Origin of the sequence: Actinomadura kijaniata, from assembly GCF_014138665.1 — a bacterium.
GTDB lineage: Bacteria > Actinomycetota > Actinomycetes > Streptosporangiales > Streptosporangiaceae > Spirillospora > Spirillospora kijaniata.
The window spans coordinates 757,673-783,741 of record NZ_JACJIA010000003.1; the positions used below are offsets into that span (position 1 = coordinate 757,673).

18 protein-coding genes are annotated in these 26,069 nt (G+C 74.2%); 7 read left to right on the forward strand and 11 right to left on the reverse strand.

The window, feature by feature from the left end; genetic code table 11:
- Window positions 1-3: 3 nt before the first annotated feature.
- The 3 genes from HNR61_RS15720 to HNR61_RS15730 all read right to left on the reverse strand — a co-directional run bounded on the left by HNR61_RS15720 (window position 4) and on the right by HNR61_RS15730 (window position 9,548).
- The gene (locus HNR61_RS15720; RefSeq protein ID WP_182843849.1) at window positions 4-2,739 is read right to left on the reverse strand and encodes a hypothetical protein; all 2,736 of its coding nucleotides are present in this window, start codon (window positions 2,737-2,739) and stop codon (window positions 4-6) included.
- Between the two features lie 146 nt (window positions 2,740-2,885).
- Window positions 2,886-7,727 (reverse strand): NAD-glutamate dehydrogenase, encoded by a 4,842-nt coding sequence (locus HNR61_RS15725; RefSeq protein ID WP_182843850.1) that lies wholly within the window; start codon window positions 7,725-7,727, stop codon window positions 2,886-2,888.
- Window positions 7,728-7,940: 213 nt separating this feature from the next.
- Window positions 7,941-9,548 (reverse strand): serine/threonine protein kinase, encoded by a 1,608-nt coding sequence (locus tag HNR61_RS15730; RefSeq protein ID WP_182843851.1) that lies wholly within the window; start codon window positions 9,546-9,548, stop codon window positions 7,941-7,943.
- Window positions 9,549-9,883: 335 nt separating this feature from the next.
- On the opposite strand from HNR61_RS15730, the gene HNR61_RS15735 reads away from it, so the two are divergent.
- The 3 genes from HNR61_RS15735 to HNR61_RS15745 all read left to right on the forward strand — a co-directional run bounded on the left by HNR61_RS15735 (window position 9,884) and on the right by HNR61_RS15745 (window position 13,625).
- Complete coding sequence (locus tag HNR61_RS15735) at window positions 9,884-10,582, forward strand: C40 family peptidase (protein WP_182843852.1); 699 nt, start codon at window positions 9,884-9,886, stop codon at window positions 10,580-10,582.
- Window positions 10,583-10,640: 58 nt separating this feature from the next.
- The gene (locus tag HNR61_RS15740; RefSeq protein WP_182843853.1) at window positions 10,641-11,243 is read left to right on the forward strand and encodes a hypothetical protein; all 603 of its coding nucleotides are present in this window, start codon (window positions 10,641-10,643) and stop codon (window positions 11,241-11,243) included.
- Between the two features lie 321 nt (window positions 11,244-11,564).
- Complete coding sequence (locus tag HNR61_RS15745) at window positions 11,565-13,625, forward strand: HelD family protein (protein ID WP_182843854.1); 2,061 nt, start codon at window positions 11,565-11,567, stop codon at window positions 13,623-13,625.
- Window positions 13,626-13,631: 6 nt separating this feature from the next.
- Here the strand turns inward: HNR61_RS15745 and HNR61_RS15750 are convergent, their stop codons facing one another.
- The 3 genes from HNR61_RS15750 to HNR61_RS15760 are packed head-to-tail and all read right to left on the reverse strand — an operon-like array spanning window position 13,632 to window position 16,807.
- A complete protein-coding gene (locus tag HNR61_RS15750) occupies window positions 13,632-14,237 on the reverse strand; it encodes a flavodoxin family protein (RefSeq protein ID WP_182843855.1) in 606 nt (201 codons plus the stop codon).
- A 3-nt stretch (window positions 14,238-14,240) separates the two neighbouring features.
- Window positions 14,241-16,373 carry an MMPL family transporter gene (locus tag HNR61_RS15755; RefSeq protein ID WP_182843856.1) on the reverse strand — a complete coding sequence of 711 codons (2,133 nt, stop codon included), beginning with the start codon at window positions 16,371-16,373 and terminating at the stop codon, window positions 14,241-14,243.
- Window positions 16,374-16,384: 11 nt separating this feature from the next.
- The gene (locus tag HNR61_RS15760; protein WP_182843857.1) at window positions 16,385-16,807 is read right to left on the reverse strand and encodes a hypothetical protein; all 423 of its coding nucleotides are present in this window, start codon (window positions 16,805-16,807) and stop codon (window positions 16,385-16,387) included.
- 157 nt (window positions 16,808-16,964) lie between these two features.
- Here HNR61_RS15760 and HNR61_RS15765 point away from each other — a divergent pair, with 157 nt between their 5' ends.
- From HNR61_RS15765 to HNR61_RS15780, 4 genes are all read left to right on the forward strand, one after another.
- Entirely contained in the window at window positions 16,965-18,134 is a 1,170-nt protein-coding gene (locus HNR61_RS15765) for a sensor histidine kinase (RefSeq protein WP_220509332.1), read from the forward strand.
- Window positions 18,131-18,793 carry a response regulator transcription factor gene (locus HNR61_RS15770; RefSeq protein WP_246442683.1) on the forward strand — a complete coding sequence of 221 codons (663 nt, stop codon included), beginning with the start codon at window positions 18,131-18,133 and terminating at the stop codon, window positions 18,791-18,793. Before HNR61_RS15765 ends, HNR61_RS15770 begins: the two co-directional genes overlap by 4 nt.
- A gap of 84 nt (window positions 18,794-18,877) precedes the next feature.
- Entirely contained in the window at window positions 18,878-19,921 is a 1,044-nt protein-coding gene (locus tag HNR61_RS15775; RefSeq protein WP_312897922.1) for a methyltransferase, read from the forward strand.
- A 174-nt stretch (window positions 19,922-20,095) separates the two neighbouring features.
- Entirely contained in the window at window positions 20,096-21,232 is a 1,137-nt protein-coding gene (locus HNR61_RS15780) for a DUF6461 domain-containing protein (protein ID WP_182843858.1), read from the forward strand.
- Between the two features lie 163 nt (window positions 21,233-21,395).
- Here the strand turns inward: HNR61_RS15780 and HNR61_RS15785 are convergent, their stop codons facing one another.
- The 5 genes from HNR61_RS15785 to HNR61_RS15805 form a co-directional block, all read right to left on the reverse strand.
- Complete coding sequence (locus tag HNR61_RS15785; protein ID WP_220509333.1) at window positions 21,396-22,454, reverse strand: methyltransferase; 1,059 nt, start codon at window positions 22,452-22,454, stop codon at window positions 21,396-21,398.
- A gap of 85 nt (window positions 22,455-22,539) precedes the next feature.
- Window positions 22,540-23,352, reverse strand: coding sequence for a helix-turn-helix transcriptional regulator (locus tag HNR61_RS15790; RefSeq protein ID WP_182843860.1), 813 nt, complete (start codon window positions 23,350-23,352; stop codon window positions 22,540-22,542).
- A 63-nt stretch (window positions 23,353-23,415) separates the two neighbouring features.
- The gene (locus tag HNR61_RS15795; protein ID WP_182843861.1) at window positions 23,416-24,624 is read right to left on the reverse strand and encodes a L,D-transpeptidase; all 1,209 of its coding nucleotides are present in this window, start codon (window positions 24,622-24,624) and stop codon (window positions 23,416-23,418) included.
- A gap of 81 nt (window positions 24,625-24,705) precedes the next feature.
- Complete coding sequence (locus HNR61_RS15800; protein ID WP_246442684.1) at window positions 24,706-25,227, reverse strand: RNA polymerase sigma factor; 522 nt, start codon at window positions 25,225-25,227, stop codon at window positions 24,706-24,708.
- On the reverse strand, window positions 25,224-26,042 hold the full coding sequence (locus HNR61_RS15805) for a hypothetical protein (protein ID WP_182843862.1): 819 nt from the start codon (window positions 26,040-26,042) through the stop codon (window positions 25,224-25,226). The genes HNR61_RS15800 and HNR61_RS15805 overlap by 4 nt, the downstream gene beginning before the upstream one ends.
- Between the last annotated feature and the right edge of the window lie 27 nt (window positions 26,043-26,069).

Sequence of the window (26,069 nt, forward strand, 5' to 3'; positions counted from 1 at the left end):
GCCTCACCCGCCGGTGAACGCCCTCCACCAGGCGGCCGCCGCCCCGACGTCGGGGCCGGTCTCCCACAGGTCCGCCGGGGCGTCGGGCAGCAGGCGTTCGCGGAACAGGTCCACCTGCGGGTAGGCCAGGCCGTGGCCGGTGCCCTCGGGGGCGGCGAGCAGCTCCGCGACCCCCGGCGGGGCGGTCTCGGCGGACAGCCGTCCCTCGCGGTTACCGAACAGCAGCCGGGCGGCGGACGGCAGCCCCATGCCGGTGCGTCCGGCCAGGTCGTGGGCCCAGGCGGGGTCGGCGACGACCGGGCCGCGCGCGGCGAGCAGCCCCTCCAGCGCGGCGAGGCGCTCCGGGGTGATCCGGCTCTGCGGGATCGGCTCGCCGGGCATCTCCCAGCCCGGCGGGACGAACCCGCAGAAGCGGCCGTCGGGGGCATGTTCCACGGCGATGGTCCGGCGGTCGTCGTGCATGTACAGCATCAGCAGCGCCCCGGCCGGGGTGCGCCACAGCTCGCCCACGTAGTCGCGCCGCCGCCGTTCCGGGGAGCGGAGTTCCAGGGCCCGCCAGCGGCCGCTGCCGTCGCCCCAGTCCGAGGCGGTCCAGGGACGCGTCCCGGCGAGCGCGCCGGCGCGGCCGGTGAACACGGCCGGGTAGACGTACCCGGCGAGCCTCCCGAAGATCTGGCCCAGCATGTACTGGCCCGGGGCCAGCTCGACCTTGCGCAGCAGGAACGCCTCCGGCGGGTCCGGCACCTCCGCGACCGCGGCCGTGAGTTCACCGGCCATCACCCGCAACGACACCAGGCGTCCCAGCCCGCCGCCGACCGGACGGCCGGGGGGCTGGGCGAGCAGCGGGTGCAACGGCGAGGGCGGCGCGGGGACCGGGGCGGGGCCGCACCCCATCCGTTCCCGCCACGGCTCCAGCGTCAGCAGGCAGTCCGCCGCCGTCCGGGCGAGGTCGGCGACGCCCTTGGCGAGCGCGGGCTCGGTGATCTCGGGCAGCAGGCGCGGCACGGCCGCGGCCGCCGTCTCCGGGCCGCGCAGCGCCGCCGCGACCAGCGCCTCGGCGGTCTCCCGCCCGATCACGCGCAGCGCCGCCGAGCCCTCGGGGTCGACGGGCGTGCGGCGCCCCCACCAGCCGGGCGGCGGGACCAGGCCGTCCTGGGCGCTCTGGCGCGGGGAGAACGCCAGGCGCGCGCCCGCCGTCCCGTCCGGCCCGGTCACGGTGATCACGCCCCGGTGCAGCACGACCCGGCTGGGACCGGGCGCTCCGGGGAACGTCACCTCGCCCTCGGCGGGGGCCTGCGGCCGGGCGGCGGCGCGTTCGGGCTCGTAGGTGAGCGCGGAGGACTCGCCGTCGGTGCCGGGCGTCGGGACCGTGCCCTCCACGACGAACGTCTGCCAGCGCCCGTCCGCGACCCGCGAGACCAGGACGCGCGTCCCGTCGAACCAGGGGTCCAGGCCCTCGGGCAGGTGCCGCAGCGTCTCGTTCCGCACCACGCCGCCGGCGGCGTCCCAGGCGGTCAGGCCGCCCTGCCATCCGCCGGCGCCGATGGCCAGGTGGTCGCCGTGCTGGTACACGGCCCGGTGGGACGCCTTCGGGGTCCACATCGTCTCGCCCCGGGGCGGCAGGCCGAGTTCGGCCGGGACGCCCGCCCGCAGCGCCGCCACCAGCAGGTCCACCGGGTCGGGCAGGTCGGTCTCGCGGAGGCGGGCGGCGACCCGGCCGGCCTGCTCGGCGTGCACCGGGTGGCCGAGCCGGTCCAGCGCCTCGGCGACGCCGGTCAGGTGTCCGGCGGTGATCTCGGTGACGAACCCGTCGTCGGTCTCGGCGAGCAGCGTCGCCGACGACTTCAGCGCGCCGATCGTCGGCGACCGGCGCGGCTCCAGCCTCAGCGCGGCGTCGCACGGCACCGCCGGGTCGGAGCCGGGGTCGGGCGCGCCGGACGGGGCGGGCGGCCGGAGCCGTTCCCCCGCCTGGTCGACGAGCGCGACCAGCGTCCCGGCCGCGCACCGCCGTCCCACCGTGGCGAACCACTCGCCGCCCAGCCGCGCCCCCGCCCCCGCCTCGGCGAGGGTCGCCAGCCACGACTGGCGGATCTCCTCGGCGATCTGGGGGCCGCTCTCGTCCTCGTGGAACGCCCGGTCGGGCTCGGCGGCGACCAGCAGGTCCAGCGGCGTCCCGCCGCGCCCGCCCAGCGCCGCCAGAGGTTCACGCAGGCCCGCCCACACCTGGTGGGAGGCGACCGGGACGACCCCGGCGCGCAGCATCCGTTCGGCCAGGTCCCTCTCGGCGGCCTTCCTCCCCACCTTCGCGGCCTTGGCGAGCTTCCGCACGTCGGGGAACAGCCGCGCGTACGGGATCACCCCCGCCGCGAACGCGGCGTCCAGCACCTCCAGGAACCGCTCGTACGCCTCGTCGGCCGCGCGCCTCTCCTCCAGGAACGCCGCGTACCCCCGCAGCGCGGCCGGGGCGACGCCCCCGGCGGGCACCAGTTCGAGGAAGACGCCGTGGACGCGGTCCGGGTCGGCGGTCCCCGGATGGTCGCCGTCGACCTTGCGGGCCTGACCGAACGCCCACTGCGCGAGGTCGCCCTCCCCCGCCGCCAGCAGCGCCCGGCAGGCGTCCTCGAAGAACGGCGCCAGCTCGGCGGCGGGCAGCGGCTTGGCGGCCCTGGTCAGCGCGCTCTTGACCGGGCGCGGGCCGTCGGCGGCCAGCGCCGCCACGTCGGGAAGGGAGGGATGCATCGTTCTCTTCTGTCGCAGGCGTCACGGGGGCACCCCCTACGACGCCGCCCCGCCGGGCCGGGTTCCGTCCCGGACCACGGCGATCAGCCGCCCGGAACGGCGACGCGGCGCCCGTCCCGGGGGACGGACGCCGCGTGGCGCCGGGGCTACGCCTCCGTGGACGGCAGCGCGCTGGCCGTCACCAGGGTGCGGATCGCGCCCAGCGCCACCGACAGGGTCGCCAGGTCGAAGCTGTCGCTCTCCCAGATCTCGCTCAGCGTCTGCTGGAAGCGGGACACCGCCGTGTGGTTCTTCTCCGCCCAGCGCAGCAGCCGCTCCTCCGGCTTGGCGCCCGGCAGGCTGGTGATCAGCACGTCGCGGGTGAGCGCGGCGTGCGCGGCGTACAGGTCGTCGCGCAGCGCCGAGCGGGCCATGGAGCGCCAGCGGTCGTCGCGCGGCAGGCCGATGATGCGCTCGCGCAGCCGGGCCAGCTGGAGCCGGTCGCCCAGGTCGAAGTAGACCTCGGCGACCTCGTCCACCGGGCGCCCGGTGTCGTGGGCGATGCTGACCAGGTCGAACGTCGAGTACGCCGCGACCAGCATCGCGCACTGCTCGGCCAGCTCGTCGGGCACGCCCCGCTCGGCGAACCCGTCGCGGCGCTGCTCGAACGCCGCCAGGTCCAGCCCCGCCAGCAGCTTGGGCAGCTGCGGCGCGAGCGTGAGGGCGCCCTCGGCGAAGAACTCGATGGTCTCCCGGATGTCGAACGGGGGCCGCCGGTTGTGCAGCAGCCACCGCGCGCCGCGCTCGGTGAGCTTGCGGGCCTCCAGCAGCATCGAGACCTGCGTGGCCTCCGAGACCTGGTGGGACAGGCCCTCCACCTGCCGCCAGAACCGCGGCATGTCGAACACCTCGCGGGTCACCAGGTACGCCTGCGCGATGTCGGAGGCGGACGCGCCGGTCTCCTCGTTCATCCGGAACGCGAACGTGATCCCGGAGTTGTTGACCATGTCGTTCACCACGGCGGTGGTGATGATCTCGCGGCGCAGCGGGTGCCGGTCCATGTAGGAGCGGAACCGCTCGCGCAGCGGGGTCGGGAAGTAGCCGACCAGCCACGACTCCAGGTACGGGTCGTCGGGCAGCCGGGACCCGACCAGGTCCTTGTCCAGGGTGAGCTTGGCGTAGGCCAGCAGCACCGAGAACTCCGGCCCGGTGAGGCCCAGCCCGCCCTGGCGGCGTTCGGCCAGCGCCTTGTCGTCGGGCAGGAACTCCAGCCGCCGCTTCAGCCCGCCGTCGCGCTCCATCTTGCGCATCAGGCGGGCGTGGACGTGCAGCATCGAGGGCGCCTGGGCGCGGGCGGCGGCCAGCACGACGTTCTGCGCGTAGTTGTCGCGCAGCACGAGCTGGGCGACCTCGTCGGTCATCTCGTACAGCAGGTGGTCGCGCTGCTTGCCGGTCAGCTCGCCGTCGCGCACCGCCTGGTCCAGGAGGATCTTGATGTTGACCTCGTGGTCGGAGGTGTCCACCCCGGCGGAGTTGTCGATGAAGTCGGTGTTGACCAGGCCGCCGCCGCGGGCGAACTCGATCCGGCCGAGCTGGGTGACGCCCAGGTTGCCGCCCTCGCCGATCACCTTGCAGCGCAGCTCGTTGCCGTTCACGCGGACCGCGTCGTTGGCCTTGTCGCCGACGTCGGCGTTGTTCTCGATCGAGGCCTTGACGTAGGTGCCGATGCCGCCGTTCCACAGCAGGTCCACCGGGGCCCTGAGGGCCGCGTTGATCAGCTCGAACGGCGTCATCGCCAGCACGTCGCCCTCGATCCCGAGGGCGCGCCGCGTCTCCGGCGTCAGCTTGATCGACTTGGCGGTGCGCGGGAACACGCCGCCGCCCTTGGAGATCAGCTTCTCGTCGTAGTCGGCCCACGAGGAGCGCGGCAGCTCGAACAGCCGCCGGCGCTCCCGGAACGACGTCGCCGCGTCCGGGTCGGGGTCGATGAAGATGTGCCGGTGGTCCCAGGCGGCGACCAGGCGGATGTGCTCCGACAGCAGCATGCCGTTGCCGAACACGTCGCCGGACATGTCGCCGATGCCGACGACGGTGAAGTCCTCGTTCTGGATGTCCTTGCCGAGGGACCGGAAGTGGTACTTCACCGACTCCCACGCGCCGCGCGCGGTGATGCCCATCGCCTTGTGGTCGTAGCCGACCGAGCCGCCGGAGGCGAACGCGTCGCCGAGCCAGAACCCGTAGGAGCGGGCGACCTCGTTGGCGATGTCGGAGAACGTCGCGGTGCCCTTGTCGGCGGCGACGACCAGGTAGGTGTCGTCGCCGTCGTGGCGGACCACGTCCGACGGCGGCACGACCTTGCCGTCCACCAGGTTGTCGGTGATGTCGAGCAGACCGGAGATGAACTCCTTGTAGCAGGCGATCCCGGCGTTCATGAACGTCTCGCGGTCGGCGGCCGGGTCGGGCAGCTGCTTGCCGACGAACCCGCCCTTGGCCCCGGCCGGGACGATCACGGTGTTCTTGACCGCCTGCGCCTTGACCAGGCCGAGGATCTCGGTGCGGAAGTCCTCGCGCCGGTCCGACCAGCGCAGGCCGCCGCGCGCCACCGACCCGAACCGCAGGTGCACGCCCTCCACCCGCGGCGAGTACACGAAGATCTCGAACTTGGGGCGGGGCAGCGGCAGGTCCGGGATGCGCTCGGGGTCGAACTTCAGCGACAGGTAGGCCCTGCGCTGGTAGTGGTTGGTGCGCAGGGTCGCCTGGATCATCGCCAGGTAGGCGCGCAGGATGCGGTCCTCGTCCAGCGAGGCGACCTCGTCGAGCTTGCCGGTGATCTCCTCGGTGATGCCCGCCGACCGCTCGGACTCGCCGCCGGCCAGCGACGGGTCCATCCGCGACTCCCACAGCCGCACCAGCAGCCGCGTGATCTGCGCGTTGCGCAGCAGCACCTGCTCGATGTACCGCTTGGAGAACGAGGTGCCGGTCTGCCGCAGGTACAGCGCGTAGGCGCGCAGCACCATCGCCTGCCGCCAGTTCAGGCCGACGTGCAGGACCAGGGCGTTGAAGCCGTCGTTCTCGATCTCGCCGCGCCACAGCGCCGCGAACGCCTCCTGGAAGAGCTCCTTGACGGCCTCCTCCGGGACGTCGGCGGGCGGGTTGTAGCGCAGGCCCAGGTCGTAGATCCACGCGCGCGGCCGGTCGGCGGCCCGGATCTCGTAGGGGCGCTCGTCGACGACCTCGACGCCCATGTTCTGCAGCAGCGGCAGCACCGTGGACAGCGAGATCGGCTCGCCCAGCTTGTAGATCTTCAGGCGGCGCTCGCCGGGCTCGGCCCCGTACGGCTCGTACAGGTTGATCGAGGTGTGCTGCTCCTCCGACAGGCCGTCCAGGCGGCGCAGGTCGGACACGGCGGTGCGGGCCGGGAAGTCGGCCTTGTAGCCCTCGGGGAACGCGTCGCCGTAGCGCCGCGACAGCTCCCCGGCGCGCTCCTCGCCGCACTGCTCGGTGATCGCGTCGGTGAGGTCGTCGGCCCACGAGCGGGTCGCGGCCGCCAGCCGCTCCTCCAGCTCGTCCACGTCCACGTCGGGCAGCGGGCGGCCGCGCTCGCCGCGCACCACCACGTGCAGGCGGGCGAGGACGGACTCGGTGACGTTGGCGCTGTAGTCGACGCTGACGCCGTCGAACGCGCCGCGCAGGATCTCCTGGATCCGCAGCCGGATCTTGGTGGTGTAGCGGTCGCGCGGCAGGTACACCATGCACGACATGAACCGGCCGTAGGGGTCCTTGCGCAGGAACAGCTTGAGCTGGCGGCGCTCGCGCAGCCGCAGCACGCCGAGCGCGATCGGCAGCAGGTCGTCCACCGAGAGCTGGAACAGCTCGTCGCGGGGGTAGGTCTCCAGGATCTCGACCATGTCCTGGCCGTCGTAGGAGTCGGCGGCGAACCCGGCCTGCTCCAGCACCTCGTCCAGCTTGCGCTTGAGCACCGGGATGTGGGCGATCGACTCGCTGTAGGCGACGTGCGTGAACAGGCCCAGGAACCGGCGCTCGCCGACGACCTCGCCGGTCTCGTCGAACTTCTTGACGCCGATGTAGTCCAGGTAGTGCGGCCGGTGCACGGTGGACCGGGAGTTGGCCTTGGTCAGCACCAGCAGGTGCTTCTCGGTGGCCTTCTCGCGGACCTCCGGCGGCAGCGCGGCGAAGCTGCCGGACTCGGACTTGTCGGTGCGCAGGATGCCCAGGCCGGTGCCGGGGACGGGGCGCAGCGCCGTGCCGTCCCCGGTCAGCGTGTAGTCCCGGTACCCCAGGAACGTGAAGTGGCCGTCGGCCAGCCAGTCCAGCAGCTCGACGCCCTCGGCGAGCTCCTTCTCCTGGATCGGCGGCGGGTTCTCGCCGATCTCCATGGCGATCTCACCGGCGCGGGCCCGCATCTTGGGCTCGTCCTCGACGGCGACGCGCACGTCGTTCAGGACGCGCAGCAGGTCCCTCTCCAGCGCCGCGAGCTTCTCCCGGTCGCTGGTGCGGTCCACCTCGATGTGGATCCACGACTCGTCGGTGTCGGTGGCGCTGTCGAGCTTGCCGCGGAAGGCGCGGAGCTTGCCCGCCACGTCGCGGTCCACGCCCAGCAGCGGGTGGACGATCAGGTGGATGGAGAGCTGGTGCCGGTTCAGCTCCATCGTCACCGAGTCGACCAGGAAGGGCATGTCGTCGGTGACCACCTGCACGACGGTGTGCCCGGGGTCCCAGCCGTACTCCTCCAGGGTCGGGGTGAACACCCGCACCTTGGCGCGGCCCTGGGGGCGTTCCTCACCCAGCAGCCGGTGCGCCATCGCGGGGCCGCAGATGTCGGACGGGTCCCGTGTCAGCAGGTCCTCCGGCGCGACGTGCCGGTAGTAGAGCCGGAGGTACTCGACAGCCTCCTCCAGGTCCAGCCCGCGCGCTCCCGGCCGTTGCGCGCACGTCTCCGCCGCGCGCCGGAGCCGGTCGTCCTTGGCCTGATCGAGCTTGCCGCCCATCAAAATACTCCCCTAAAGCCATCCGCCACCTCGTTGTGGCGCCGCTCACTGCGTCAGCGTAGCCATGAATCGCCGCAAATCCGACCTGGTGGCCGGGGGGAGACCATGGCCAGCCTCACTCCGCGCCCCTGCGGCCCCGACCTCGACGGACGGGGCTCACCCTGCCACCTTTCCCCCCACGACTCGCCAGAATCGGCCAGTCTTGACCGGACGTCAGGCGTCCTGCTCGCGGGCGCCGCCGGACTTGGCGGGCCCGCTGGGCTCGCCGACCGGGCCGGTCGGCTCGCCGGTCGGCTCAGTGGGCTTGTCGGTGGGCTTGTCGGTCGGCTTGTCCGTCGGCGTCGGGTCCGTGGGCTTGTCCGTCGGCGTCGGCCCGGGGTCGGTGGGCGTCGGCTGGGTCGGTCCCGGGTTCGTCGGCGTCGGCGTGAACGAGGGCGTCGTCGACGGCGTGGTCGAGGGCTTCTGCTGCTGCGGGACCTGGGCGGGGCGCTGGGTGCGCGGCTGCTCCACCGGGGTCTGCGTGGTCTGCTGCTGTTGCCGGGGGTCGCTGACGCGCTGGGTCGGCTTGTCCGAGCCGCCGAACGCCATCGCCGCCGACACGACCACCGCGACGATCAGCGCCGCCGCCGCGCCCGCCAGGGCCACGCCCCGGCGGCCGGAGGCGACCAGGGGGTTGCGGCCGTCGCGCCGCTGCTGGTCCAGGGTCTCGGGGGTGATGGTGTTCTGGGCGGCCCACTCGGCGGGGGTGGGCAGCCGGTCGGGCTCGCCGGCGACCCCCTGGACGGCCTGCGTGGTCTCGGTGTCGCCGGGGCCCTCGGCGTGGGCGGCGACGGCGGCGCGGGGCCCGGGACGCGCCTCCTCCTCGTCGGAGACGGTCGCGGAGGCCCGGGCCGGCGGCCGGTCGTCCTCGTCGATCCGCTCGGCGGCGGCCGCGCTGCCCACCACCAGGATCGCGGTGGCGTCGTCGGGCTCGTCGTCCGGCAGCGCCGCCACCACGCGGGTCGGGGCGCTCTGCTCCTGGAGCCCGAGCAGCCGCATCAGCAGCTCGCGGGCGGAGGGCCGCCGGTCCGCGTCCTTGTCCAGGCAGTCGACGACCAGGTCGCGCAGCGGGCCGGTCAGCCCGCCGAGCTTCGGCTCCTCGTGCAGGATCCGGTTGATCACCGCGGGGATGGAGTCCTGCCCGAACGGCGGCTCCCCCGTCGCGGCGAACGTCAGCGTCGCCGCCCAGCAGAACACGTCGGCGGGCGGCCCGGCCTTCTCGCCGCGGATCTGCTCGGGCGCCATGTACGACGGCGTTCCGATGACCTTGCTGGTCAGCGTGGTGGAGCCGCTGACCGCCCGGGCCACCCCGAAGTCGATCACGCGGGGCCCGTCCGGGCCGAGCAGCACGTTGTGCGGCTTGAAGTCGCGGTGGATGATGTCGCCCTGGTGGATGGCGGCCAGCGCCGTGGCGGTGCCGACGGCGAGCCGTTCCAGCGCCGCGCCGCTCAGCGGCCCCTCCTGCTGGACGTGCTGGTTCAGCGACGGTCCGGCGACGTACTCGCTGGCGATGAACGGCCGCTCGCCGTCCAGGTCCGCGTCGATCACCTGGGCGGTGCAGAACGGCGCGACCCGCTTGGCGACCTCCAGCTCGCGCAGGAACCGCGCGCGGGCCTTGTCGTCGGAGGTGAGCTCGGCGTGCAGCAGTTTGATCGCGACACGCCGCCCGTCCTCGTCCGTGCCGAGGAAGACCGCGCCCTGGCCGCCCTCCCCGAGGCGGCCGACGACGGCATAGGAGCCGAGTCGTTCCGGATCACCGGGACGCAGCGCCCCAACCTCCATGCGAGAAACCGTCCCTCTCGTCGAGATGAGTTGATCGGGCAACGCGCGACACGAATCGACGCAGACCGGTCCTGTGTTTGTGTGACGTCCCGAACCCGGGGGAAGTTCACCCGATCCGGCGACCAACCGTCGCGTTCCGCCACACGGTCGTCCAGGTCGGCTCCTATGACCAGGAACCACCCTAGTACCGCCGCGCGTCCCGCGTTGGCACACACTCCCGGCATCCGACCACATACGTACCACCACTCGCTGGGTTTACGCAGAATTTCCGCGTGTGGTCCGGCGCGCCCGGGTAGATCATCTCGCGGATGATCTTGTAAGGAGGTACGACAGGCATGTCCAACCCCTTAAGAGCCGCCGCGTGCGGCGCGACCACCCTGATCGCGGGCGGCGCGCTGGCACTGACGACCCCGGGGATCGCCGAGGCACGGAGCCTGGCCGAGACCATGGAGGGATCCCAGCTCCACCGTCCGGGAGCCCTCGCGGGACCACAGCAACGCGTCCACACCTCGCGCGTCGCGCTGCGCAACAAGAGCTCACTCCGCAACAGGAACTCACGAGGCGAGCGGCACGCCAGGATGCTGGCCGCGTTGCAGCGCACCATCCGCAAGCAGCGGGCGCAGATGATCGCCCAGTGGGACCGCAAGGCGCAGCGCGCCATCCAGCACGCGCTCCGGCAACTGGGCCGCCCCTACGTGTGGGGAGGCACGGGTGAGAGCGGCTACGACTGCTCGGGCCTCGTCCAGGCGGCGTGGCGCAAGGCGGGGGTGCGGCTGCCGCGCGTCAGCCACGACCAGTACCGCCGCACGGAGCCGAAGATCGCCCGCGAGGAGCTGCGCCCCGGCGACCTGGTCTTCTTCAACAGCCTGGGGCACGTGGGGATGTACCTGGGCGACCAGCGCTTCGTCCACGCGCCGCGCACGGGCCGCAACGTGTCCATCGACCGGCTGAAGGGCTGGTACCAGTCCCGTTACGTCGGCGCGGTCCGTCCGGGCTGGAGGCCGCTGCCGGAGATCCCGACCAAGCTCTGGTGATCACGGGGGCCGCGCCGTCCCGGGGCGGCGCGCCCCCCGATCGGCGAGACTGGTGCCCATGACGACCCTCGACGGCCGCCGCGTGATGACCCGCACCGACCTGATGGCCGCCTACGGGCTGGGCCGGAGCACGCTGGAGAAGTGGTTCCGGGAACGCGGGGCCAACGGCCACCCGGAGCCGGTGGGGACGGTCGGGGGTCAGCACACCTGGGACGCGGAGGAGTGGGCCGCCTGGTACGCGGCCCGGCGCTCCGCGCCGAAGGTGCCGCCGGGACTGCTGTCACGAGAGGAGCTGGCGACCCGCTTCAACCTGACCAAGCACCGGCTGAAGCAACTGTGGGCGGACCGGGAGGCCAACGGCCACCCGGCCCCCGCCCACCAGTCGGGCAAGGCGCTGTACTGGGACGCGGAGGAGTGGCGGACCTGGCACGAGACCCTGCCCGAGCCGAAGCCCGACGAGGGCGACCCGGACGATCTGGTGACGCTGGCGGAGGCGGCGCGGATCCTGGGCTTGGCGCAGACGAGCGTGACCGTATACCCAAAGCGCCCGCCGGCGGGCTGGCCGGAGCCGGTGAAGGTGGAGCCACTGGGCGGGGGCCGGGTGCGGCGCTTTTACCGGCGGGGAGACATCCAGGCGTACGCGGCGCGGTCACGTTCCTGAGTTCGACCAGGGGCTCGGGACGTTCTTAACGTCGCTTTTTCCAACGCCAAAGACCCCATACGACGGCAAACGGCGCACGATGGGCGTCGATTCGCGTCCAGCGCGTCATCCGGAACGGTGAACGCGCAGGTCAGGGGCCTGGATCCGGCGCATCACAATGACTTTGCCCCGGCCTGACCCGCCGGGTATATTGCTTGGCCGCTTGGGGCGGTGCTCTGCATTCGCGCTCAGGGTCGAAACGAACCGGACGTCTTTCCGGGGCGGGACCGCGTCCGCCCCGTCATGTCCTGCGCAATCGTTTCCGAAAGCCGAGGCTCGCCCATGGCCACGCCTGTGCCCGACCACGCCCCCGTTTCCGAGATAGAGGCCGAACGCGCCTATCTCGATACCGCCCGGGACGCCCTTCGCCGCATGCACGACGACGTCGTCACCACCGAGACCCAGGTGACCGTCGCCGAGGACAACGACAACATCTACGAACGCATCATGTTCGACTACCACCGGCGGCTCCGCGCCGACGCGCTGGTGGACCTGCCGAACGTCCCGCTGTTCTTCGGCCGCCTGGACTTCGACGCCGAGCACGGCGGCGAACGCTTCTACGTCGGGCGGCGGCACGTCCACGACGGTGTGGGGACCCCGCTGGTCATCGACTGGCGGGCGCCGGTGTCCACCGCGTTCTACCGGGCCTCGCGGGCCGATCCGCAGGGGGTGCGGCTGCGGCGGCGGTACGGGTTCTCCGAGTCGGCCGCGCTGACCGCCTACGAGGACGAGCCGCTGACCGGGGGCCGTGCCGTCGAGGACGCGGGCGAGGCGCTGCTTGCGGCCGAGATCGAGCGGCCGCGGTCGGGGCCCATGCGCGACATCGTCGCCACCATCCAGCCCGAGCAGGACGAGCTGGTGCGCGCGCCGCTCGGCACGACGCTGTGCGTGCAGGGCGCGCCGGGCACCGGGAAGACCGCCGTCGGGCTGCACCGGGTCGCGTACCTGCTGTACACGGCGCGGGAGACGCTGGGGCGGCACGGCGTCGCGGTCGTGGGGCCCAACCGGTCGTTCCTGTCCTACATCCGGCACGTCCTGCCGACGCTCGGCGAGGTCAACGTCGTGCAGACCACCGTCGCCGACATGATCGGCCGTCCCGTGACGGGGACGGATCCGGGGCCGGTGGCGCGGATCAAGGGCGACGGGCGGATGGCCAGGGTGCTGCACAGGGCCCTGTGGGCTCATGTGACGCGGCCCGCCGAGGGGCTCGTCTACACGAAGGGGACCTACCGGCATCGGGTCGCCGACCACGAGGTCAGCGAGATCGTCGCCTCGTTGCGGGGGACCACGCGGTACAACGCCGGGCGCGCGATGGTCGCGCAGCGTCTCGCGCACGCGGTGCTGGTCCAGATGGAGCGGCGCGGCGAGTCGCCCGACGACCGCACGCAGGCCGCGGTGGCGCGGTCGCGGCCGGTCAAGCAGCTCCTCGACTCCGTGTGGCCGAAGGTGACGCCGGAGCAGGTGCTGTTCCGGCTGCTGGGCGACGCCGAGTTCCTGGCGAAGGCCGCGAGGAGGGACCTCACGGAGGAGGAGCGGGCGCTGCTGCGGTGGGAGAGGCCCGCGCGGTCGTGGCGTTCGGCGAAGTGGTCGGAGGCGGACGCGGCGCTGCTGGACGAGCTGGCCGACCTGGTCGAACGTCCCGAGGTCCGCGACCACATCGTGGTGGACGAGGCCCAGGACCTCAGCCCGATGCAGTGCCGGGCGATCGCGCGGCGGTGCCCGCACGGGTCGTTCACGGTGCTGGGCGACATCGCGCAGGCGACCAGCCCGTGGGCGGTGCGGGACTGGCCCGCGCTGCTGGAGCACCTGGGGCGGCCGGACGCGCGGCTGGAGGTGCTGGACCGGGGGTTCCGCGTCCCGGCCCAGATCATCGACTACGCGGCGCGGCTGCTCCCGCGCATCGCCCCGGACCTCGGCGCCCCCGTCTCGGCCCGCCGGGCGCCCGGGGCGCTGCGCGTCACGCGGGTGGACGACCTGCTCGGCGCGGTGGTGGAGGTCTGCCGCGAGCAGGCGAAGGTCGAGGGCTCGGTGGGGGTCATCGCGGCCGACGCCGACCTGCCCGGGATCCACCGGAGGCTGGCCGACGAGGGGCTGGCCCCGTCGCTGCTGGGCGAGGACGAGACGGCGATGGAGGCGTCGCGGCTGGTGTGCGTTCCGGCGACGCTCGCCAAGGGCCTGGAGTTCGACGCGGTGGTGGCGGTGGAGCCGTCCCGGATCGTGGCGGCCGAGCCGCGGGGCCTGCACCGGCTGTACGTGGTGCTGACGCGGGCGGTGAGCGCGTTGCACGTGCTGCACGCCGAGCCGCTGCCCGAGCCGCTGGCCGGTCCGCCGGCCGCGGGGTAGCACGGGTCACGACGGCGGCGGACCCATCGGCACGGCGGCCAGGGCGGCGGCCACCGCGTGCAGGTTCGCCGCCATCGCGCGCCCGGTCCTGACCGACCACTCGTGGCCCTCGTCGGTCTCGCCGAAGCTCGGTCCCGGCCCGGGGCCCCGGTTCCAGTACGTCCACGCCTGGCCGGGGATGGTGTAGCCGATGTCGCCGAGGCCCCCGGCGATCTCGGAGATGACGTGGTGCGCGCCGTCCTCGTTGCCGGTCACCACGACCCCGGCGACCCGGTTGAACGCGACCGGGCGTCCCGCGTCGTCGGTCTCGCTGAGCATGGCGTCCATCCGCTCCAGCATCCGCTGGGCGATGGAGGACGGGTGGCCCACCCAGGTCGGGGTCGCCACCACCAGGATCCGCGCGCCGAGCAGCAGCCGGTGGATCTCCGGCCACTGGTCGCCGTCGCCGAGGTCGGTCTCCACGCCCGGCGGGATGTTCATGTCGACCAGCCGCCGCGCGGTCACCTCGACGTCGCGTTCCCGCAGCGCCTGGGCCACGACGTCGGCCAGCTTCTCGGTGTTGGACGGTTCCGGCGACTTCTTCAACGTGCAGTTCAGTATCAGTGCGCGCATGCTTCACGGTGTTCCCGCCCGTTCCTCGATCATGCTCGGCCGCGCCGGCGCGGCGCGGCGGCCGGGGGCCCACCAGATCCGCTCCCCCAGCAGCGCGAACGTCGCCGGGACCAGCAGCCCCCGCACCAGGGTCAGGTCCACCAGGATCGCCAGCACCACCCCGACGCCGATCATCTTCATCACGGTGATCTCCGACAGGACGAACCCGCCGACCACCACCGCCAGCAGCAGCCCCGCGCCGGTGACGACCCCGGCGGTGCGCTGGATCCCGACGGCCACCGCCTCGCGCAGGTCGCCGGTGCGGCGGTGCTCCTCGCGGATCCGGGCGACCAGGAACACCTCGTAGTCCATCGCCACCCCGAACGCGATCACCACGACGAGCAGCGGGAAGTTGACGTCGACCGCGCCGATCGGCACGAAGCCCAGCACCCCCGAGAACCAGCCGTCCTGGAACACCAGCCGGATCGCGCCGAGCGCCGCCGACAGCGACAGCAGGTTCAGCGCGACGGCCTGGAGCGGCAGCACCACCGACCCGAACGCCAGGAACATCACCGCGAACGACACCGCGGCCGCCAGCAGCACCATCCACGGCAGCCGCTCGAACACCATGTCCACGATGTCCACGCGCGAGGCGGGCATGCCGGTGAACAGCGCCCGCGCGCCCGCCGGGGGCGGCTCGGCGCGCAGCCGTTCCACCATGGTCCTGGCCTCGGGCGACATCGGGTCGATCGCGTAGCCGAGGGTGACGCGGGCCTGGGAGCCGTGCACGCCGGTGACGCGGGCGCCGGTGACGTGCGGGACGGCGTCCAGGCGCCGCGCGTACTCCCCCAGGGCGTCCCGGCCTGGCGGCGCGTCCGCCTCGACGACGGCGGTGACGATCTTCGCGGGGTCGCGGGGGAACCCGGCGGCCAGCACGCGGGTGACCGACCGCGCCTCCCCGTCGGCCGGCTGCACCCAGTCGCCGGGGCGCGCCCAGTTGGCGGTCGCGAACGGCGCGCCGAGCGCCAGCAGCAGCGCCACGACGCCGAGCGTGACGGCGAGCGGGCGGCGCATGACCGCGTGCGCCAGCCGGTACCAGTGGCGGCCGTCCCCGGCGGCGCGGCGCCGGCCGAGCGGCACGCGCAGGCTGTTGACGCGGTGCCCGGCGAACCCCAGCAGCGCGAGCAGCAGCGTCAGCGACCCCGCGACCGCCATCAGCGCGACCGTGACGCCCGCCCAGCCCATCGAGTGCATGAACCGCGAGGGGAACACCAGCGTGCACGCCAGCGCCGCCGCGGCGGTCAGCCCGGAGAACGTCACCGTCCGCCCGGCCGTCGCCATCGTGCGTGCCACGGCGGTCTCGACGTCCGGGGCGCGCGTCAGCTCGTCCCGGAAGCGCCCCACCACCAGCAGCGCGTAGTCGATGGCGAGGGCGAGGGCGAGGATGGTGACGACGTTGACGGCCATCGTGGAGATGTCCTCGACGAGCGCGACCACCCGCAGCAGCACCAGTCCCCCGAGCGCCACCGAGACCCCCACGGCGAGCGTCAGGCCCGCCGCCACCGCGCCGCGGAACACCAGGACCAGCAGCACCGCCAGCACGGGCAGCGAGATCATCTCGGCTCGCGCGACGTCGCCGAGGGACTCCCGGTTCACCTGCTCGGTCATGGGGACCAGCCCGCCGAACCGCACCTCCACGCCCGGGACGCTCAGCGTCGGCCGGAGCTGCTCGTACCGCTCGACGTGCCGCCGGTCGTCGTCCCGTGACGCCAGTTGGAGGACGACGTAGGTGGAGTGCCGGTCGCGCGACACGAACGCCGGGTCGCGCGTCGACCAGTAGCTCTCCGCGCGGGCGACCGATCCCGGCGGGAGGGCGCCCACCGCCCGCTGGACGGCCCCGGCGTACGCGGGGTCGTCCACGGTCCGCGCCGGGTCCCGGTACAGCACGACGACGTCGTTGCCGTACCGGCCGAGCGGCCCGTCGAGGATCCGGTCGGCCCGCACCGACTCGCTCCCCGGGTCGTCGAACCCGGACCCGCCGGTCAGCGACCCGAACACCCCCGTCCCCCACACCCCGGCGAACACCAGGAACGCGAGGGTCCCGGCCACGACCCACCGCCTCCGCCGCACCATCACCCGGCCGAGGCGTCCGAACACGCCGTCCTCCCTCATGCGGTCGGTCCCGCCGGGGCGGACGCGTTCCGGATCCGGTGCAGCCGGCCGGTGTCGGACGCGTCCGCGCAGGTCACCTGGACGCGGCGGTGGCGTCCGGGGACCTCGGCCACCCAGAACGCGTCCGCGACCACCGCGACCGGGGCGCGCACCGCCGCCCGCCGCGACCCGAACGTCACCGCCGGGGCGGCGGGGCCGAGCAGGTGACCCCACGCCAGCGACCATCCGTCGCGCGCGCCGCCGCCGCGGACCGCCGCGCGCAGCGGCCGGGCCCCGAACACGTCGGCCAGCACGACGTCGAACAGCCCGCCGGGCCCCACGTAGATCTCCAGCGCGGCGCGCCGCCGCGATCCGGTGCCCAGCCGCACCAGGCACCCGCTGAGCGGCAGCGGGACCGCCCGTTCCCGTGCGCAGTCCATCGGTCCTCCCGAAGGTCCGGTTCCTTGCGTCCCCGACTCTCCCGGCGGGCGGGCGCGCGGCTCTTCCGCCCGCGGGCCCCTCCGGCGGCCACCCGGACGACCCCGCCTCCTCCCACGGGAGGAAGCCGCGTCACGGCCCCGCTCTTACGATCGGACCGTGCTGTCCCGCCCCCTCGAACGCCTCGTCGACGACCCCCGGGCGCCCGCCCGGTGGATCCTGCTGCTGGTGCTGGCGGCCGGGGACCTCGCGCTGCTGCACCGGCCGCGGGAGACCGGCGACTGGATGTTGTTGCTGGTCGCGGTGCCGGTGTGCCTGGCGGGCGGCGCCGTCCCGGCGGTGTCGGCGACGGTGCTGGCGGCGCTGCTGGTCGCCGCCGACACCGCCGGCCTGAGCGTGACCATGACGGTCAAGGCGATGATCGCGATCGCGCTGTTCGAGCTGGCGCTGCGCGCCCCGAGACGCCGGGTGCTGGCCGGGAGCGCCCTCACGGGGGTGCTGCTGGTCGCGCACGCGCTGCTGCCCTCGGCGCGGGACCTCGCGCCGACGCTCTACCGGCTCTCGGTGCTGGCCGGGGTACCGCTGCTGTTCGGCGCGCTGATCCGCGCGTACCGGGAGAACGCCCGGCAGGCCCGCGCGCACGCCGCCGCCGAGGAGCGCCGCCGCCGGCTGGAGGCGGTCGCCGCCCGCGCCGAGGAGCGCACCGCCATCGCCCGCGAGCTGCACGACCTGGTCGCGCACCACGTGTCCTCGATGGTGCTGCGGGTGGGGGTGGCGCGGCACGTGCTGGACCGCACCGAGGACCCGCGCGTCCTGGAGGTGCTGGACGACCTGCACGCGTCCGGGCGGACCGCGCTGGAGGACCTGCGCCGGCTGGTGGCGGTGCTGCGGGACCCGGCCGGGGGCGGGGACGGCACGGCGTTCGTGGATCCGGCGCGGCTGCCCGAGGCGCTGCGCGACACGGTGGACCACAACCGGCGGACCGGCGTCCCGACCGAGGCGGCCATCGACCCGGCGCTGGCCACGCTGGACGCGGCGCGGGGCCTGACCGTGCTGCGCCTGGCCCAGGAGGGCCTGGCCAACGTCGCCCGGCACGCCGGCCCCCGGGCCACCGCGCGACTGTCGGTGGGCCTGGACGGCGACACCGTCCGGCTGGAGATCACCGACGACGGCGGCCCGTCCCCCGCCGCCGCGCCGGGCCACGGGCTGACCGGCATGTCCGAGCGCGTCGCCCTGCTGGGCGGCCGGCTGGAGTCGGGCCCGGCCGGCGGCGGCTGGCGCCTGTTCGCCGAACTGCCCGCCCGCTCCCGGAAGGCCGCCCCGGCATGAGCGCCGACATGATCCGGCTGGTCCTGGCCGACGACCAGCACCTGGTCCGCCTGGGACTGCGCATGCTGTGCGACTCGGCCGACGACGTCGAGGTGGTGGGCGAGGCGTCCGACGGGCACGAGGCGACCCGCCTGGTGGCCGAGCACCGGCCCGACGTGGTGCTGATGGACCTGCGCATGCCCCGGGTGGACGGCATCACCGCGACCCGGCGCATCGCCGCGTCCCATCCGGCCACCCGGGTCGTCGCGCTGACGACGTTCGACGACGACGACCACCTGTACCCGGCGCTGGCGGCCGGGGCGGCGGGGTTCCTGACCAAGGACGCGCCGCCGCCGGACATCCTGGACGCGATCCGGCGGGCGGCCAACGACGAGACGCCGTTCACGCGGGAGATCCTGGCGCGGCTGGTCACGCGGGCGCTGCACGCGCACCTGCCGCCGGAGCCGCGCGGGCCGTCGCTGCCGCCGCTGACGTCGCGGGAGCGCGACGTGCTGGCGATGGTCGGCGCGGGCCTGTCCAACCGGGAGATCGCCGAGGCGCTGCACGTGGGGGTGACGACGGTCAAGACGCACGTGACGAACCTGATGCGCAAGACCGGCTGCCCCAACCGCATCCGCCTGGCGCTGCTCGCCGCGACGACCGGGGCGGCCCCGGAGTGAGTGGCCAATTGTGGTAACGATTTTCATTGTCCTCACGACCGGATCCGTCTAGAGTCGTCCGCATCCGGCGAGAGGGGTGCGATCGTGGTGGAGCCGAACGCCGACGAGGCCCTGCGGGCGCGCGGCACGATGGTCGGGCTGGTCTTCGGGTCCATGGCCGCGCAGGTCGTGGCCGCCGCCGCCCGGCTCGGCCTGGCGGACCTGATCGGCGACGGGGAACGGACGTCCGCCGCGCTCGCGCGCGAGCTCGACGCCCACGAGCAGGCGACGCTGCGCCTCCTGCGGGCCATGGCCGCGCTGGGCCTGCTCACCGAGAGGGAGCCGGGCGCCTTCGCGCTCACCCCCGCCGGCGCGCTGCTGCGGACCGACCGTCCCGACTCGGTGGACTCCTTCGTCCGGATGTTCACCGACCCCGCCATGCTCCGGGCCTGGGAGCGCCTGGACCACAGCGTCCGCACCGGGCGCACCGCGTTCGACGAGGTGTTCGGCAAGGACTTCTTCGCCCACCTCAAGGACGACCCCGAGCTGTCCGCCCGGTTCAACGCGTCGATGAGCCAGGGCACGCGCCTGACCGCCGCCGCGCTGCCCGGGCACTACGACTTCGGCCGGTTCCGGACGGTCGTGGACGTGGGCGGCGGCGACGGCACGCTGCTCGCCGCGATCCTGGACGCGCACCCGTCGCTGCGCGGCGTCCTCTTCGACAGCCCCGAGGGGCTCGCCCAGGCCGAGAAGACGCTGCGGGACCGGGGGGTCGCCGAACGCTGCGCCCTGGAGACCGGCGACTTCTTCACCGCCGTCCCCCCGGGCGGGGACCTCTACCTGCTCAAGAGCGTCCTCCACGACTGGGACGACGAGCGCGCGGCCACCATCCTGCGGCACTGCCGGGAGGTGATCCCCGACGAGGGGCGGCTGCTGATCGTCGAGCCGGTGATGCCTCCCGTGGTGGACCCGTCGGTCCCCGGGCTCATGTACCTGAGCGACCTGAACATGCTGGTGAACGTCGGCGGACGGGAACGCACCCGCTCGGACTTCGCCACCCTGTGCGAACGCGCGGGCTTCACCCTCACCGAAACCACCCCCCTACCACCCCAGAACGCCTTCCACCTGATCGAAGCCACCCCCGCCTGACCCGCCGGAACGCCGAGCGATCAGCGGAACGCGCCCACCGGTTCGCCCCGCATCCGGAGCTGAAGAGGAGGGGTGGGGCGAGGACAACTGGGGGGATCCGGCTGATCCTTCCTGCGAGTTCGGCGGCGGTCGCCGGTCGGGGAAACGACGGTGGCGGATGGTTGGGTGTCGGGTATGGAAGAGCGGCCCGCGGAAGACGCGTTCGACCGGATCGATCCCATGTGCATGATCCAGGCGGCATGCGTCACGCTGGTGGAGGACGACGACATCGAGCGCGTCGCCACCGGGTTCGGCGGACGCATGGATCACGCGCTGCACGTCGAGGGACCACGGCCACTCGCCGAGGCGCTGGCCGTCGTCGCCGAGCGGATCCCCGGCGTCGGGTCCCGCGACGGCTTGCCGGTGATCCTGCTGGCCCGGCTGGGCGGCTGGACGGTCGCGTTCGAGGACAACGGCGGTGAGGGCGTCCGCCCGGAGGTCCTGGAACGGGTGTCGCACGGCCGCCGGGCCGTCGGCCTGTTCTGGAACGTCATCAAGTCCCCCTCTTTCGCGTTCGCTGAGAACGGGCGGGTGCTGGCGGCGCTCCCCGAGGGATTGCCGGAATGGGCGTACGGCGCCGACCCCGGCCGTATCGACGCGGCACTGGAGGGACTGGACTGGCGGAACAGGCTGAGCGCGCTGTTCGCGCTGGCGGCCCGGCTCACCGGGCAGGCGCTCGGGCCCGAATGGCTGGTCGGCGGGTTCCCCGGGGAGTTCCTGGCGGTCCCGGTGGTGCCGTGGCCGCGGTCGGACGCCGACGGGCGGATGCTCCTGCCCGCCCTCGACGCGGCGCTGGGCGAGGCGCTGCGCTCGGCCGGTGAGGGACCGCTGCGGCGGGCCGCGCTCGCCGCGGCGGAACACGCCGTCACCGCGGCGGGGATCTCCGATCATCCGGTGGTCGCCGAAGCGCTGGCGGCCTGGCCCGAGCGGCCCGCGCTCCTGGAGCGGATGGCGCGGTCGCTGGGGTCGCGGCCGGCCCGCGCCAATCCCTATCTCGCGCAGGCTCGCCGTTCGGCGGGTGGGACCGTCCCCGCGGCGTGGCCTGACGATCCCGCGACGACGCACCGCCTGCTCGGGTATCCCCCGGGGGTGTCCCACTCGGAGCCGGGGCACGCCATGGCCGTCCAGGCGCTGATCCAGGCGACGGAGACGGACGCGCCGATGATCACGGCCTATCGGGCGATCAGGTGCGCCGACGAGGCGCGCTGGGACCTGGAGCAGGACGTGACGGGACTGCGCGAGGCCGTGATGCGGGCGTTCGCGACCGCATAGCCCGTCGTTCCGTCGCTGGTCAACGTGCCCGGCCTGCCGTCGGTCCGGTTCCCGTGTCGTGGGCTGCCGGCGGTTGCGCGGTCACCTCGTCCAGGCGGCGTGCGCGGTCGGGAAGACCGCCGACGCGCTGCCGCGGGCCCTGGTCGGATGGCCGGGCCGGGGTTCACCGGGGAACGGCCTCGATGAGGGAGAACGGTTCGGCTCCGGCGAGCGGGGTGACCGAGGTGATCGACAGTCCGGCGCGGTGGCACACGTCCTCGAAGTCGGCGCGGGTGCGCTCCCTGCCGCCGATGTTCACCATCATGTTGAGGTCGCTCAGGTAGGTGACGCCGCCGTCGGCGACGGCGGATCCGGCGTCGACGACCTCGGGGAGCACGGGCTCCACGATCAGGACGGTCCCGCCGGGCGGCAGCGCCCGGCGGCAGTGGCCCAGGATCGTGACCACCTGGTCGTCGGTCCAGTCGTGCAGGACGCTCTTGACCAGGTAGAGGTCCGAGCCCTCGGGGACGGAACGGAAGAAGTCCCCGGCGTGCACGGTGCAGCGCCCGGCGAGCCCGTGCCGCTCCAGCGTCTCCGGCGTCCGGGCCAGGCCCTCGGCCGTGTCGAAGACGACGCCGGTGAGGTCCGGGTGCGCGGTGAGCACGGCGGCCAGGAGCGTGCCGTCGCCGCCGCCGACGTCGGTGACCGCGCGGAACCGGCCGAAGTCGTAGGCGTGCGGCAGCGCGGCGGCGGTCTCCGCGACGGCCTGGCTCATCGCCGCGTTGAACTCCGCGGACAGCTCGGGGTCCTGGGCCAGGTGGCCGAAGAAGTCGGTGCCGAAGACGGTGTCGAACACGACCTCTCCGGTGCGGACGCCTTCGTCCAGGTGCTCCCAGGCGCGCACGACCGCGGGCTCGGTGAACATCCGCACGAACGACCGGAGCGAGTCGGGGTGGCCGGGATCGAGGAGCGCGCCCGCGGGGGTGACCGAGAAGGTCCCGGGGGTGTGCTCCCGCAGCAGGCCCAGCGCGGCGAGGGCGCGCAGCAGCCGGGTCATGGGCTGGGGCCGGGCTCCGGCGGCGGCGGCCACCTCGGCGGCGCCGCGCGGCGTGGCTCCGACCAGCTCGACCACCCTCAGCCGGACCGCGGCGCGCAGGGTCTGCGCGGCCATGCTCCCGAACGCGAGCCGGGCGATCAGGTCGCGGTCGGCCGTGTCCGCCGTCGGGGCATCGGTATACCTCACGGATGTCTTCCTTCGCATGGTGAACTCGCGTGGTGAACGCGTGTGGTGAACTCGTGCGCCGAACGCCTGCGTGAACCGGCGCGGGTCAGCCCGCCGCCAGGGAGCCGGGCGTGCATCCGGCGAGGGCCAGCGCGTCGCGGTGCAGATGGGACTGGTCGACGTATCCGCACGCCAGGGCGACGTCGCTGGGGTTACCGCCCGCGCGCAGCGCCCGGGCGGCGTGGTCGAAGCGGACCAGCATGGCGGCGCGTTTGGGGGTCAGCCCGATCTGGGCGCCGAACCTGGACCACAGCCTCTTGCGGCTCCATCCGCAGGACGCGGCGAGGTCCCCGATCCGCACCCGGCCCCGGCGGGCCACGATCGTGTCCCAGGCGGCGGCGACCTCGGGGGACATCGACGGCGCCCCCGCGGCCCGCCGGGCGAGGAACCCCTCCGTCAGCGTGAGGCGTTCCCGCCATGACACGGCCTCGGCCAGCCGCTCGTGGAGGCGCCGCCCGTGCCGCCCCCACAGGCTCTCCAGGTCGACGATGGGCCCGTCCAGCTCGCGCGGGGAGACGCCCAGCAGCGCGTAGGCGGCCCGAGGTGACAGGTGGACCTCCACGCACTCGACGTGTTCGCCGCGGATGCGGGCCGGACCGGGTGACAGCGCGGCCACGAGGCTCCTCATGAGCCGGTGACCGGCGGCGTTCTCCACCGCGAACGGCTCGGCGCCGAAGCCGATGACGACGGTCACGGCGGGTTGGGGAAGCACCCGCATGTCCAGCCCGGCGGCGGCGCGGTCGCGGAACCCGGCCATCGCGACGCCGTCGAGGGACGTGCCGCCGGGCGGGCGGACGACCTCCCAGCCGTCCCGGGTGTCGCGGTCCGTGGGGACGGTCCCCACCTCGTGGCTGCGCATGCCCCCAGCGTCGCCGACTTCGGCGCTCCCGTCTTGGACGAAAGTTCCCCGCCCGGCCGGGGCTCACTTGTTCAGGGCGCTGCCCTTGCGCCATTCCCGCCAGGGCATCTGCCAGTAGGACCAGCCGTTGTTCCACGGGAGGCGGCGGGCGGTGCCGACGACGTCCACGACGTCGCCGCGCCGGGCGAAGCCGTAGAACCAGCGGGCCCCCTCGGCGGAGGCGCGGACGCAGCCGTGGCTGTGGTTGCCCCGGCCGAGGGTGCTCATGCCCTCGGGGGTGGCCTGGTGGACGTACTCGCCGGTGGCGTTGATGCGGACGGCCCAGTTGACCGTCACGTCGTAGCCCTTGCCGCTCCTGGGATCCACGCCCTCCCACTCGGAGGTCATCTTCTCGGTGCGCCTCTTGTCCATGACCAGGTGGACCCCGCTGGCGGTGAGGTAGATGTCCTCGCCCCTGGCCGGGTCGAACTTCCCGCCGCTGCCCGCGCTGATCCGCAGTTCCTTGACCACGCGGCCGTCGCGGCGGACGGTCATCACGTGGCGGCGGGTGTCCACGGTGCTGATCTGCCGCGCGCCGATCGTGAGCGTGCGGGACACGTCGGCGGTGCCGTAGACGCCCCTGGCGGCGGCGACGCCGGTCAGCCGGGCGGTGAACCGGACCTTCTGGTGGGCGGGCCAGTACTTCCTGGTGCGGTAGACGACCCGGGTGGGGCCGGTCCAGCGCCACGCGCCCTCGGCGGGCTTCTCCGCCGTCACCTCCAGGGCGCGTTCGACGGCCGCCCGGTCGGTGACGGCGCGGTCGAACGTCACGATGATCGGCGCGCCGACGCCGACCGTCTCGCCCGGGACGCCGGGGGTGACGTCGGTGATCCGGAACGTTCCGGCGGGCTTGAGCGTGCGGAAGCGGCTGGTCAGCGTCGTCGCCCTGCCGTCGCGGCCGGTGGCGGTCGCGATGACCTCGTAGGCCGCGCCGGGCTTCAGGCCGCCCCGGGAACGCCAGGACGCGCGGTCGGCGGCGAATGCCCCGGCCACCACGGCGCCGGAGGCGCGGACCCGCACGTCGGTGAGGGTCCCCCCGCCCGCGGTCACCGTGACCGGGCTGTCGGGGCGGACTCCGCCGGAGCCGTCGCGGGGGGTGACGGTGACCTCGGGCGCGCCCGCCTCCCCGGCGGTGGCGCGGGCGCCGTCGCCGGTCCCGCCGGAGCATCCGGTCAGGGCGGCCAGGGCGGCCAGGGCCGTGAGGGCGGCGGCGAGGGAGAGTCTGGGGTTCACGCGGAGCTCCGTGGTCGATGGGGGGTCGCCGTTGCCCGGCCGTACGGCCGGTCCCGGTTCCCGTGCGGCGGCCGGGCGGGGTCAGCAGGGGATGCGGTCCTGGTCGGCCAGCGCGGCGCGCAGCCGGGCGCGGGCGCGCGACAGGCGGGACCGGACCGTTCCGGGGTCGAGGTCGAGGACGACGGCGATCTCGGCGGCGGTCATGCCCTCCCAGGCGGTGAGGGCGATGACCTCGCGGTCGCGTTCGGGGAGCGTGGCGAGCGCGGCGCGGACGTGGTCGGCCTCGTCGTGGCGGGCGTCGTCGTGGTGGACGCGCGGCGAACGCGACAGGTGCTCGCGCAGCCGGTCGGCCAGCCGGTGACGGCGGATGCGGCTGCGGCGGTGGTTGGACAGCACGTTGCGGGCGACGCCGTACAGCCACAGCCGCGCCTCGTCGCCGGGCGGCATGTCGGCCACGCGCCGCCACGCGACGGTGAACACCTCGGCCATCAGGTCGGCGGCGTCCTCCGGCGGCTCGGCGCGGCGGACCAGGTAGCCGAGGACGGCGGCGCTGTGCGCGCGGTAGGCGTGCTCGAACCGGTGCGCGAGGGGATCGGGGCTCATCGCACCGCCCCCGCCAGATGCCAGCTCTCGACGCAGTTCATCGTCAGGAACATCCTGATCTCGTACGGCCCGTACGGCTTCCCCATGAGGCCGTAGAGGATGACGTCGCCGTCCCGGTCGCTGCGGGGATCGGGGCCCTCGAAGACGCGGGGCGCGATCCGCAGGATGGCCCGCTGGGCGTGGGAGGCGGCCCGGGTGTCGTTCTTCCGACGGGCGCCGTTCCACACCGCGCCCCACTCGCACAGCGCGTAGCGCACGACGTTGATCCGGACGAAGGTCCGCTGCATCCGCTTGCCGGGCAGCGTCAGTTGCCTGCGGATGGGTTCCCAGGTCACGCCGGGCGGCAGGCTCAGCGGTCGCTGGATGCCGTCCAGGTGGGCGGGCATTCCCGGGTCGCCGAGGAACAGCCATTCGCTGGCGTCGGCGGCCTCGCCGGGACCGAGCTTTCCTGCGTGGGGCGCGCCGTACAGCCCGGTGTTGAACGAGTGGCGCTCCCCGTTGGGCGGAGCCGTGGACGGAGCGGTGGACGAGGTGGCGGGCGTGCCGTGGTCGGTGCGGGGCTGCCGCAGCGCGAGTCCGCCGCCCAGGATCAGCGTCATGGTGAGCACCGCGGCGAGGGCGGGCACGAGGCGGCGCGGTGTCGGGAGGCGGAACGCGGGGCGGCGGCGGGGCCGTGCGGCGGCCATGACGCCGTCGCGCAGGTCGTCGAGCAGCGCGCGCAGCTCGGGGTCGGCGGCCAGGTCGCGGTCGGCGACGCGGGCCGCGCCGGACAGCCGCCGCAGGTCGGCGTCCTGTCCGGGGTCGTTTCGGTCCAAGGCGGGTCCCCCGTTCCTCCCTGTCAT